We start from the raw sequence: 10959 nt of genomic DNA, 5'->3' as shown, positions 1-10959 counted from the left end.
GTCCGCCTGGCCACCCCCGCCCAACGACGCGCGATCTTCGCCCGCTACGCCACCTGCTGGATCGACGGCTGCCCCCTGCCCGCCACCATGTGCCAGATCGACCACGCCGACAACTGGAGCACCGGCGGCCTCACCAACCTGAAACTGCTCGGCCCCGCCTGCCAGTTCCACAACCGCGACCGCTACCGCCACCCCGACCGCTACACCCGCCACAAAGAAGGCACCGACCGCTGGGCCTTCACCTACCACCCGACCCACATAAGAGGCCGGCGACTACGGGTTTAGCGGGATTGGCGAGACATCGAGGCGGCCGGGCGACGGTCAGACGGCCGCTCGGCGGAGGCGGCGTAGGCCGGTCACGGCCAGATCCCGGATGCCGCGGCCTCGTATGCGCAGGCCTCGTACGCGCAGGTCTCTCATGCCCAGGGCTGCCGCGGCGCAGGCCACCGGGACGGCGGGCAGCATGTAGCGGTGGTCGAAGTCGAGCGCGGCGATCGGGCCGAGGAACAGGTACACGGCCGCCGCCCACGGCAGCAGCGCCGCCCGCCGCCGGCCGATCGCGCCGATCCCGCCGATCCCGCCGATCAGCAGGGCCATGCCGAACAGAGGGCCGTGCAGGAGGCCGGGATAGCTGTAGAAACCGAGGAACGACGCGTACGGCTCGACCGACGACATGCCGCGGATGGCGGGGTCGTACTCGCCGCGCACGGTCTCGATGAGCGGGAAGGAGGACAGCGGCCAGGAGCCGACGGGGAACGACAGCGCCGGGGACACGCGCGCCGGGTGCCGCACAGGGGTGACCGCGAAGGCGAGCGAGGCATCGTGCGCGACCTCGCGCAGGTAGTCGAGCGGCTGCGCCGCGATGGCGCGCAGCGCGAACGAGCGGGCCAGGTCGTTGTGGGAGAAGCGGTCGCCGGGCAGCAGGTTGAGCGAGGCGCCCGGCGCCCACACGTACTCGGACGCGGCGTCCACAACGGTGCCGTTCGGGCACAGCTTCGCCTCGCCGGCCGGCGGCCTGACGACCGAGCAGTCGGCGAACGTCATCGTCCGCGCCCACAGTGCCACCCCGTCGGAGCCGCTGAGCGCGAAGCGCCCGTGGTGAGCCTGATACCAGCCCGCGTAGGCGACCAGCGGCAGCACCCCCGCAAGGGCAAGCGCGGCCACCTGGCGCACTCCCGCCCGGCGTACGACCAAATACAGCAGGACCAGGCCGAGCAGCGGCACTGCGGCGGTCCGGGTGAGCCCGGCCAGCGCGAGCAGCACCCCCGCGACGGCGGCCGCCCGTACGGACGGCTTGGCCCGCCACATGACGACGGTCAGGGCGGCGACGACGAGGAAGATCAGCTGGGTGTCGGAGAGCACGGCGTGCTCAAGGCGGACAAACGCCGGGTCGAACAGCACGGGCAGCGTGGCCAGGGTGGCGCCCCACGCGGGCAGCCGGTGGCGGCGCAGCAACGCGTAGACCATCACGGCGATGCCCAGGCCCATGGCGTGCTGCACGCCGGCCACCAGTTCGACGCTGTGGAACGGCCACAGAAGCCGCAGGAAGAAGGAGTACCCGGCGGGGTGGAACCCGCCGCCCGGCTTCAGGTGGACGGCCGTGTCGAGATAGGTGAACGAGTCGTACCAGTAGAGCTGCGCCGTGTCGTACGTCAGCATGACGAGCACGCGCAGGGCCGCCGCCACGGCGAGCACGACCGCGAACAGGCCGTGTCCCCAGGTCAGCACGCGTTTCGCGCGGGCGCGCCCGCGCGGCGCTGTCCGTAGGGCGGGTGTCGAGGTGAGCATGGACGATCCCCCGGGTCCGGGCCGGGGCGGCTCCCCGGCGGCGCCCGGACACTTCAGCGAAAGATCGATAAACTCCCCGTCACCTGATTCGGTTACGTCCTGGTTATGCCGCTCCTGGCAGCCTGGGACGGTTTCGACGGGTGAAGGGGGCTTCGATGCGGGTGCTGGTCGCGGAAGACGAGCGGATGCTCGCCGACTCGATCGCCGAGGGCCTGCGGGAGGAGGCGCTCGCGGTGGACGTCGCCTACGACGGCGACGGGGCGCTGGAGCGGGTGCGCGTCCACGACTACGACGTGCTGATCCTCGACCGGGACCTGCCGGGGACGCACGGCGACGACGTGTGCCGGGCGCTGGTGGCCGAGGCCGCGCAGGTCCGCGTGCTCATGCTGACCGCCGCGGCCGACGTGCGCTCGCGGGTGGAGGGACTGTCGCTGGGCGCCGACGACTACCTGCCCAAGCCGTTCGCGTTCGAGGAGTTGGTGGCCCGGGTGCACGCGCTGGGCCGCCGGGTGCGGCCGGCCGACCCGCCGATCCTGGAGCGGGCGGGCATCCGGCTCGACTGGGCGCACCGGCAGGTCTTCCGCGACGGGCGATACGTGCCGCTCGCCCGCAAGGAGTTCGGGGTGCTGGCCGAACTGCTGCGTGCGGACGGCGCGGTGGTCTCCAGCGAGACGCTGCTGGAGAAGGTGTGGGACGAGCACATCGACCCGTTCACCAACACCGTCCGCACGACGATGATGAAGCTGCGTCGCAAGATCGGGGACCCGCCGGTCATCGAGACGGTCACGGGAGCGGGGTATCGCATCCCATGACGAAGAACCTGCGGCTGCGGTTCGCGCTCGCCTTCGGCGTGGTCTTCGTGCTCGCCGGCGCCGTCCTGGTCGGGGTCCTCGCCTTCGTCGTACGGCAGAGCCTGGAGCCCCGCGACGGGCTGCGGCAGCCTCAGTGGATCCGCGTCGCCGGCACCGTCTACTCGCCCTGGCACTACGAGTACTACGTGGCCCAGCAGCGGGTCGCGCAGGTCAGGCGCGTCTACCAGGCCGACGCGGTCAAGAACGTGCTCGTCGGGGGTGGGATCGCGCTCCTCCCCGGGGGCGGGCTGGCGGCGCTGCTCGGCTGGCGCGCGGCCGGATGGACGCTGCGGCCGATGCGGTCGGTGACGGAGAGCGCGCGGCGGATCGCGCAGAGCCACGACCTCACCGAGCGCATCGCGCACGACGGCCCGGACGACGAGGTCAAGGAGCTGGCCGACATCGTCGACACCGTGCTCGGCCGCCTCGCCCGCTCGTTCGACGGCCAGCGGCGCTTCGTCGCCAACGCCTCACACGAGCTGCGCACGCCGCTGACCATCAACCGCACGCTGGTGGACGTCGCGGTCCGCCGCGCCGACGCGAGCGAGGACGTCAAGCGGCTCGGCGAGTCGCTGCTGCTGGTCAACACCCGGCACGAACGCCTGATCGACGGCCTGCTCGCCCTGGCCGAGGGCGAGCAGAAGGTGCTCGACCGGCGGCCCTTCGACCTGACCGACGTGGCCGAGCACGTGCTCGACACCGCGGCCGAGGAGGCGGAGGCGGCCCAGGTGACCGTGCACCGGCTGCTCGACCCCGCGCCGACGGCGGGCGAGCCGGTGCTGGTGGAACGGCTGGTGCAGAACCTCGTGGAGAACGCGATCCGGCACAACCACCCCGGCGGCGAGGTGTGGGTGTCCACGCGGCGGCGGGCCGACCAGGTGGAGCTCGTCGTGGCCAACACCGGCCTGCCCGTGCCGCCGTACGAGATCGAGACGATCTTCGAACCGTTCCGGCGGCTGCACGGCGACCGATTGCGCTCCGAGCGCGGCAGCGGCCTCGGGCTGTCGATCGTGCGCGCCATCGCCGACGCCCATGACGGCGTGGTCACCGCCACCCCGCGTGAGGAGGGCGGCCTGACCCTCGCCGTCGAGCTGCCCTACGAAGGCCGCTGAGCCGCATCGACCACGAAGGACTCCAGCCGGTGCAGCAGGGCGGCCATCTCGCCCTCGGGCAGGCGGGTGGTGTCGGCGCTCAACTCCACGCCGAGCGTGCCCTTCCAGCGCATCAGGGCCACACAGAAGTGGCAGCTGCGCTGGTCCGTGCCGGGGAGCCACTCCAGCTCGGACTCCCCGTCCGCGCTGCCGTCGCCGCCCGGATCCTCTCCGGGGCGCAGGTCGTTGAAGCAGCACGACGGGAACACGGAGACGCCCCGGTCGGCGCTCACTCGGTCGATCATCGCGTCGAAGGCCAGCGTGTCGAAGCGCGCGCGCCGGTAGGACGCGAGAACCGCCGGATAGGCGCTGACGAGGGTCTCGGCAAGGCCTCCGCACGGGCCCAGGGTGAACAGTCCCAGCTGGTTCAGGCTGGTGACCAGGTCTCGGGTCCTATCGTCGAAGCGGTTGTGCACGATCGGAGTGATCGCGCACACCTCGTGCCCGGTCAGCTCACGCAGTTGCATGGCGACCGCCATCAGCAGGACCGTGGCGGTGCTGACGCCGGCACGGCGGGCGAGCACATGTGCGGCGTGGTTGAGCCGGGGCGACGACAACACGGCCCGCGCGTACCTCGGCGTCGCGCCCGCCGCGACCGCTTCCGGGAACATGGCGGACGGCACGGTCCGCAGAAGCGCCTCCCACTGCGCGATCGCCCGGTCAGAACGGGCCGACGCGGCCTTCTCCTCCCGCACCAGGTCGAGCAACTGCGACGACGGCGGCCGCGCGATCGCTCCGCGGAGCAGCAGCATCCGCAGGTCGCGCACCACGACGTCGGCCGCGCGCCAGTCCGCGACGACGTGACTGATCACGAGCGCCACGTGGGTGACGGCGCCGTCGCACACCACGAATCCGGCGCGCAGCGGCTGCTCGCCGTCGCCGAAGGACCGCCCGGCCAGCCGAGCGACGAGTGCCGCCACGGCGTCGTCCGCCTCACCGCGTGCCGTCTCGACCATCTCGATCGGCAGAGTGCCGGCCGCCGCGACCTCCTGGTACGGCCCGGTCGCGCCCAGCCGTACCAGGGATCGCAGGCCGTCGTGCCTGCCCACCACCTCGGCCAGGGCCGCCGCCACGACCCCGGGGCGACGCGGGCCGCCCGCGCGGGGGACGGCGAGCACCCGGGGCACGTTGAAGTAGTGGGCGCTGTCCGGCCCCACCCGGTGGATGGCCTCCCAGATGGCCCGCTGTCCCCATGCGAGCTCCGTTCGATCGGAACGGTTGGCGGCAAAATCCACCAAAAGCCGCATGGCTCTCCTTCGCGGAACATGGTGCTGCGGGCGGGCGTGGGAACGCTCCCACGAAGGCTAGGTTTCGCCTCTGGGCCGGTCAATATCTTCTATCGCCGTTCGCCGCGGCCCAATGTGACCCGGCGGTGGCGACAGGCGATTCCCGCACGTGGCGGATACCGCCGGGCAGCGCTCCATCCCGGTGTTTGACAACCTGGAAACTTCCGCGTCCGATGCGGCCGCATCCGGTCCGACCGTATCCAGACAATGAGGACGGCGATTTACGCGGGCGGCCGAACCGCCAGCGCGGCCTTGTCGATCTTTCCGGTCGCGTTGCGCGGCAGGCCGTCCACGAGGACGACCTCGCGCGGCACCTTGAAGTTGGCCAGCCGTTCCCGGCAGTAGGCCGTCACCACCTCCGGGGTGACCGCCGCGCCGGGGCGGGGCACGACGTAGGCCCGGCCGACCTCGCCCATGCGGGCGTCCGGCACCCCGATCACCACGGCCTCGGCGACGCCCTCATGGGCGGCGAGCACCTGCTCGATCTCGGCCGGGTACACGTTGAAGCCGCCGACCACGAACATGTCCTTCGACCGGCCGGTGATGGCGAGGTAGCCCCGCTCGTCGAGCCGGCCGCGGTCGCCGGTCACCAGCCAGCGGTCCACGATCGCCGCCGCGGTCGCCGCGTCGTCGTCCAGGTAGCCCACCATCACGTTGTGCCCGCGCACCAGGATCTCGCCGTCCTGGCCCGCCGGCACCGGCGCGCCGTCCGGGCCGGTGACCTTCACCTCCACGCCCTCGATCGGACGGCCGGAGGTGGTGGCGACGGTCACGTCGTCGTCCTCCAGCGAGCACGCCGTGACCGTGCCGCACGATTCGGTCAGCCCGTACGCGGTGACGACCTGGGGGAACAGCTCGGCCCGCAGGCGGCGTACGAGCGCCACCGGGACGACCGAGGCGCCGGTGACCGCGAGCCGCAGCGACGACAGGTCGTAGCGGGAGCGGCCGGGCGCGTCGAGCATGGAGACGTAGACGGTCGGCGGGCCGGGCAGCACGGTGATCTTCTCGGCCTCGATCAGCCGCATCGTCTCGTCCGGCTCGAACACCGGCTGGAGCACCATCGTGGCGGCCCTGAGCAGGCAGGCGAACACCCCGGCCTTGTAGCCGAAGGTGTGGAACATCGGGTTGACGATCAGGTAGCGGTCGCCCTGGCGCAGCCCGGTCCGCGCACTCCACGCGAGGTAGGTGCGGACGTTCTGCCGGTGGGTGCACATCGCGCCCTTGGACCTGCCGGTGGTGCCGGAGGTGAACAGGATGTCGGCCACGTCGTCGGGGCGCACCGCCGCGGCGCGTTCCCGGGCCGCCTCGTCCGGCGCCGCCGCACCGGCCGCCAGGAAGTCCGCCCAGGTGGTGGCGCCCGGCCTGGGGTCCTCGTCGTAGGTGACGACCGTGGTGAGCGCGGGCAGGCCCTCGACGCCGGAGGCGGCGACCCCGAGCATGGCGAGGTAGCCGTTGCCGAGGAAGCCGTCCTCGGTGAACAGTACGCGGGCGCGGCTGCGCGCCAGCAGCCAGCGGGCCTCCTCGCCCTTGTATCGGGTGTTGATCGGCACCACGACGGCGCCGGCGCAGAGCGCGCCGAGGGCGGTGACGATCCACCGCGTGCTGTTGGGAGCCCAGATCGCCACCCGCTCCCCCGGCTCCACGCCGAGCGCGAGGAAGCCGCGGGCCGCCTCGCGCACCCGGGCGTACAGCTCCGCGTAGGTGAGGCGGGACGCGCCGTCCACCACCGCCTCCGTGCCCGGGAACTCCCGGGCCGCCTGCTCCAGCACTCCCGGGATCGTCAGCGCCTCGTTCTCGGTCATGACCGTCATGGTGGGCCGTCCCGGCCCGGCCCGTCAGGCGTGGTCCCGCTGGCCGGTACCTCTCCCCCACCGGCGGGCGGGCGGCCGTACCCTCCCTGGGTCATCCGAGAGTCGGGAGGAACTGGTGAACGTGACGATGGATTTCGGCGGCCGGGCGGTGCTGGTCACGGGAGGGACCAAGGGCATCGGCTTCGTGATCGCCGAGGCGTTCCTCGCCGCGGGCGCCGGGGTGGTGGTGTGCGGGCGGAACGAGCCGGACGAGCTGCCCTCGGCGGGCGGCCGGATCGCGCGCTTCGTCGCCGCCGACATCCGCGACCCCGCGGAGGCGGCCCGGCTGGTGGAGCAGACCGTGGATCACCTGGGCCGGCTCGACGTGCTGGTCAACAACGCCGGAGGATCGCCGAACGCGGACGCGGCGACGGTCTCGCCGCGGTTCGTCGAGCGGATCGTGGACCTCAACCTGCTCGCGCCGTTCTACGTGGCCCAGCCGGCCAACCTCGTCATGCGCGAGCAGGAGACCGGGGGGTCGATCGTCAACATCGGCAGCGTCTCCGGGGCGGACCCGCAGCCGGGCACCGCGGCGTACTCGGCGGCCAAGGCCGGGCTGCTCATGCTCACCAAGGCGCTGGCGCTTGAGTGGTCGCCGAAGGTGCGGGTCAACCACATCACCACCGGCCTGATCAGGACCGAGGCCGCCGCCTCCCTGTACGGCGAGGACGGCGGCGCGGCCCTGTCGGAGGTCATCCCGATGCGCCGGATGGCGGTGCCACAGGACGTGGCGAACGCCTGCCTCTTCCTGGCGAGCGACCTCGCCTCCTACCTCACCGGGGCGGACGTCCCGGTGCACGGCGGAGGCGAGGTCCCGGCCCGCTACCTGGTGACGCGCGGCTGAGCCTCGCGGAAGACGGCACGCCCGCCAGTCAGTACGGGCGTGCCGTTCACCGCCACCTCGAAGACCACCGCGTCGTCGGCGTCCCACGTACGCAGGTCGAGGCGGTCGCCGGGGAAGACCGGGGCGGCGAACCTGCCCGCCAGCTCGGCCAGGGCGGCCGGGTGCGCCCCCACGGCGTCGGCCAGGGGCAGCGTCACCGCCGCCAGCGTGCACAGACCGTGCATGAACGGCCTGGGCATCCCGGCCGCCTTCGCCGCCTCCGGGTCGATGTGCATGTGGTGCCGGTCGCCGAGCAGACGGTAGAGCGCGGCCTGGTTGGGCGAGGTGTCCAGCCGGATATGACGCGCGGGCGGCGTCTCGGGCCGCTTCGGGGCCGAAGGCCCGCGCTCGCCGCCGAACCCGCCGCGCCCCGGCGCGAACAGCGACCAGGTGGCGAGGAAGAACTCGCTGTCCACCTCGACCTCGAAGACCGCGGCGCCGCCCTTGTCCCAGACGCGGGCGACGCGGGCCTTCATGGTCAGCTCGCCCGCGGGCGGCAGCGGCGTGCGGACCATCAGCCGCTGGGAGCCGTGCACGGCCGTCCGGGTGTCGAACGCGCCGAGCGAGCCGAGCGCGTCCGGCGCCCACTGGGCCTTGGTCAGCGCGAACGTCGGCAGCACCCGCAGCCGTTCCTCGAAGACGAGGTCGAGGTCGGTGGCCGGGGCGCCGACGGCGAGCGCGTAGAGGATCGCCTCCCGCTCGTCGTAGGCGACCGTGCGCTCGCCGAGGTCGCGGCCGGCCCACTCGGCAGCGTTCATCTCGCCGGTGTTCACCGGTCGGCTCCGAGCACCAGGCCGCTGGTGGGCACCCCGGTGCCCGCCGTCACGATCACGTTGCGCACTCCTTCCGGCTGGTTGACGCTGGTGCCCCGCACCAGCCGTACGGCCTCGGCGATGCCGTTCATGCCGTGCAGGTACGCCTCGCCGAGCTGGCCGCCGTGGGTGTTGAACGGCAGCCGCCCGCCGAGCTCCAGGTTGCCCTCGGCGACGAAGTCCTTGGCCTCGCCGGGGGCGCAGAAGCCCAGCTCCTCCAGTTGCGGCAGCACCAGCGGCGTGAAGTGGTCGTACAGGATCGCCGCGTCCATGTCGGCGGGGCCGAGGCCGCTCTGCGCGTACAGCTGCCGCCCGACCAGCCCCATTTCGGGGATGCCGGTGATGCGGGGACGGTAGTAGCTCGTCATCATGTGCTGCTCGTCGCCCGAGCCCTGGGCCGCGCCGAGAATGAGGGCGGGCGGGTGCGGCAGGTCGCGCGCCCGCTCCGCCGAGACCACGACGAGCGCCTGGCCGCCGTCGGTCTCCTGGCAGCAGTCCAGCAGGTGCAGCGGCTCGGCGATCCAGCGCGACGCCTGGTGGTCCTCCAGGGTGATGGGCCGCTGGTAGAACCAGGCCGCCGGGTTGTTCGCGGCGTGCCTGCGGTCCACCACGGCCACCCGGCCGAAGTCCTCGCTGGTCGCGCCGTACTCGTGCATGTAGCGGCGGGCGAACATGGCCACCCACTGGGCGGGCGTCGACAGGCCGAACGGGTTGAGCCAGGCGTACGCCGCGCTGTCCGCCCCCGTCTCGACCGGCCGGTCCGCCTGGCCGAGGCCGTAGCGCACGCCGGACCGCTCGTTGAACGCCCGGTAGCAGACCACGACGTCGGCGACGCCGGTCGCGACGGCCAGCGCCGCCTGCTGGACGGTGCCGCAGGCCGCGCCGCCGCCGTGCGGGATGCGCGAGAAGAACGTCAGGTCGCCCATGCCGGTGTTGCGGGCGACGTGGATCTCGGCGTTGGTGTCGGCGGTGAACGTCACCATCCCGTCCACGTCGGACGGCTTCAGGCCGGCGTCGGCGACGGCCGCGAGCACGGCCTCGCAGGCGAGCCGGAGCTCGCTGCGGCCGGAGTCCTTGGAGAACTCGGTCGCGCCGATGCCGGCGATCGCCGCCGTACCGGATAGAACGCTCATCTCACGTCCTCCGAAGGAAGCCGTACGGCGACGGTGCCGGTGACGTGGGCGCCCAGGCCGTTCTCGCCGCGTACGGCGATCTCGACACGGCGGTCCTCGTCGTGCTTGGCGGTGACCGTGCCGGTCAGCGTCATCGTGTCGCCGGGGTAGTTGGGCACGCCGAGCCTGATCCTGATCGCCTTGACGACGGCGGCCGGGCCGGCCCACTCGGTGACGTACCGGTCGACCAGGCCGTTGGTGGTGAGGATGTTCATGAAGATGTCCTTGGACCCGCGCTCGACCGCGAGGCCGGGGTCGTGGTGGACGTCCTGGTAGTCGCGGCTGGCGATCGCGGTCGCCACGATGAGCGTGCGGGTCAGCGGGATCGGCAGCGGGGGCAGTTCCTCCCCCACCGCCACCTCCTCGTACGTCCGCCCGTTCATGACGCGATCCTTCCGGCGGCGATGACGGCGCCGAGCTTGGCGAGGTCGGCGCTCGGCCCGCCGAGCGTGCCGGAGATCTGCCTGGCCCACAGGAAGTGCCGGTGGACCGGGTAGTCGACGTCGACGCCGATGCCGCCGTGGACGTGCTGCACCCGGTGCGCCACGGTCAGCCCGGCGTCCCCGGCCCACCATTTGGCGACGAGCACGGCCGCCGCGGCGTCCTCGCCTTCCTGCAGCGAGGTGACCGCCTGCCACAGGCACACGCGCATCGCGTCGACGTCGATGTAGCAGTCGGCGAGCTGGTGCTGCACGGCCTGGAAGGTGCCGAGCGGACGGCCGAACTGCCTGCGCTCGGACAGATATGTCACGGCGTGCCGGATCGCGCCCTGGGCGACGCCGAGTTGCACGGCCGCCAGCGCGACCGCCGTCCGTTCGATCGTCCACCCGACCGCGCCGTCCCCCGGCGTGCCGACCGCCTGCGCCGGGGCGTCGTCCAGGGTGAGGGTGCCGGCGAGGTCGTGCGTCGTGGTCTCCTCGGCCTGCCAGGAGACGCCCTCCGCGTCCGAGGCCACCAGGAACAGGCCCGGCGCTCCCTCCGCCGCCGCCGAGACCAGCACGTGGGCCGCGCCGAACGGCGAGGGGACCACCGCCTTGACGCCGGTCAGCCGCCAGATGTCGCCATCCGGACGGGCCGCGCAGCGCGGCTCTGCCGGGTCGGCCGGGCCGAACTCCTCCAGCGCCACGGTGAGCCGGGACGGAGCCGTCCGCCGCTCCGGGGAGCAG

11 protein-coding genes are annotated in these 10959 nt (G+C 72.9%); 4 read left to right on the top strand and 7 right to left on the bottom strand.

Annotation, left to right across the window (positions count from 1 at the left end; all coding sequences use genetic code 11):
* On the top strand, positions 1–285 hold a 285-nt coding region (locus tag B1L11_RS47660), incomplete at its 5' end, for an HNH endonuclease signature motif containing protein (protein WP_079320856.1).
* Positions 286–321: 36 nt separating this feature from the next.
* On the opposite strand, the gene B1L11_RS42665 is transcribed toward B1L11_RS47660, so the two are convergent.
* Positions 322–1788 carry a phospholipid carrier-dependent glycosyltransferase gene (locus tag B1L11_RS42665; protein WP_143737956.1) on the bottom strand — a complete coding sequence of 489 codons (1467 nt, stop codon included), beginning with the start codon at positions 1786–1788 and terminating at the stop codon, positions 322–324.
* A 155-nt stretch (positions 1789–1943) separates the two neighbouring features.
* Between B1L11_RS42665 and B1L11_RS42660 the strand changes: the two genes are divergently transcribed.
* The gene (locus tag B1L11_RS42660; protein WP_143737955.1) at positions 1944–2600 is read left to right on the top strand and encodes a response regulator transcription factor; all 657 of its coding nucleotides are present in this window, start codon (positions 1944–1946) and stop codon (positions 2598–2600) included.
* Complete coding sequence (locus B1L11_RS42655; protein WP_079320855.1) at positions 2597–3751, top strand: HAMP domain-containing sensor histidine kinase; 1155 nt, start codon at positions 2597–2599, stop codon at positions 3749–3751. Before B1L11_RS42660 ends, B1L11_RS42655 begins: the two co-directional genes overlap by 4 nt.
* On the opposite strand, the gene B1L11_RS42650 is transcribed toward B1L11_RS42655, so the two are convergent.
* Both B1L11_RS42650 and B1L11_RS42645 read right to left on the bottom strand, forming a co-directional pair.
* Positions 3736–5037 carry a condensation domain-containing protein gene (locus tag B1L11_RS42650; protein ID WP_143737954.1) on the bottom strand — a complete coding sequence of 434 codons (1302 nt, stop codon included), beginning with the start codon at positions 5035–5037 and terminating at the stop codon, positions 3736–3738. The genes B1L11_RS42655 and B1L11_RS42650 overlap by 16 nt on opposite strands.
* 260 nt (positions 5038–5297) lie before the next feature.
* A complete protein-coding gene (locus tag B1L11_RS42645) occupies positions 5298–6878 on the bottom strand; it encodes a FadD3 family acyl-CoA ligase (RefSeq protein WP_218671669.1) in 1581 nt (526 codons plus the stop codon).
* A gap of 124 nt (positions 6879–7002) precedes the next feature.
* Between B1L11_RS42645 and B1L11_RS42640 the strand changes: the two genes are divergently transcribed.
* Complete coding sequence (locus B1L11_RS42640; RefSeq protein ID WP_256863392.1) at positions 7003–7770, top strand: SDR family oxidoreductase; 768 nt, start codon at positions 7003–7005, stop codon at positions 7768–7770.
* Here B1L11_RS42640 and B1L11_RS42635 read toward each other — a convergent pair.
* The 4 genes from B1L11_RS42635 to B1L11_RS42620 form a co-directional block, all read right to left on the bottom strand.
* Positions 7749–8582 carry a MaoC/PaaZ C-terminal domain-containing protein gene (locus B1L11_RS42635; RefSeq protein ID WP_256863391.1) on the bottom strand — a complete coding sequence of 278 codons (834 nt, stop codon included), beginning with the start codon at positions 8580–8582 and terminating at the stop codon, positions 7749–7751. The two genes, B1L11_RS42640 and B1L11_RS42635, sit on opposite strands and share 22 nt — an antisense overlap.
* Complete coding sequence (locus B1L11_RS42630) at positions 8579–9754, bottom strand: lipid-transfer protein (RefSeq protein WP_079320853.1); 1176 nt, start codon at positions 9752–9754, stop codon at positions 8579–8581. The genes B1L11_RS42635 and B1L11_RS42630 overlap by 4 nt, the downstream gene beginning before the upstream one ends.
* Positions 9751–10176 carry a MaoC family dehydratase gene (locus B1L11_RS42625; RefSeq protein WP_079320852.1) on the bottom strand — a complete coding sequence of 142 codons (426 nt, stop codon included), beginning with the start codon at positions 10174–10176 and terminating at the stop codon, positions 9751–9753. The genes B1L11_RS42630 and B1L11_RS42625 overlap by 4 nt, the downstream gene beginning before the upstream one ends.
* Positions 10173–10959 (bottom strand): acyl-CoA dehydrogenase family protein (locus B1L11_RS42620; protein ID WP_143737952.1); only part of this gene is annotated, 787 nt, incomplete at its 5' end. The genes B1L11_RS42620 and B1L11_RS42625, both read right to left, overlap by 4 nt.

The organism is Microbispora sp. GKU 823, assembly GCF_002027145.1.
Taxonomy (GTDB): Bacteria; Actinomycetota; Actinomycetes; order Streptosporangiales; family Streptosporangiaceae; genus Microbispora; species Microbispora siamensis.
Note: the sequence above shows the minus strand (reverse complement) of the source record. Positions and strands in the feature narration are given on the sequence as shown.